Origin of the sequence: Parachitinimonas caeni (genome assembly GCF_030129945.1) — a bacterium.
Classification (GTDB): Bacteria; Pseudomonadota; Gammaproteobacteria; order Burkholderiales; family Chitinimonadaceae; genus Parachitinimonas; species Parachitinimonas caeni.
This window is the reverse complement of sequence record NZ_JARRAF010000261.1, coordinates 1-267: the sequence shown is the minus strand read 5'-3', so window position 1 is coordinate 267 and position 267 is coordinate 1. Positions and strand designations below refer to the sequence as shown.

Below are 267 nucleotides of genomic sequence, written 5' to 3'. Positions count from 1 at the left end.
TGCCGAAGCCGCTCGACACTTTGCTGGAGGCGATGCCTTCGAACAGGATGACGTCGTTGCCGCCACCGCTGTTGTCGATGACGTCCTGACCTTCGCCTGCCGCAATGACGTAGGTGTCGTCGCCCCGACCGCCGATCAGTTGGTCGTTGCCGGCGCCGCCGCGCAGGGTATCGGCACCGTTACCGCCTTCGAGCCGGTCGTCGGCCGCGCCGCCATTGAGGCTGTCGTTGCCGTTACCACCGATCAGGCGATCGTTGCCGGCGCCAC

Annotated in this window: 1 protein-coding gene; it reads right to left on the bottom strand. The window is 66.7% G+C overall.

All coding sequences use genetic code 11. From position 1 onward, the window contains the following. Window positions 1–267 (bottom strand): calcium-binding protein (locus tag PZA18_RS25865; protein WP_407951222.1); only part of this gene is annotated, 267 nt, incomplete at both ends.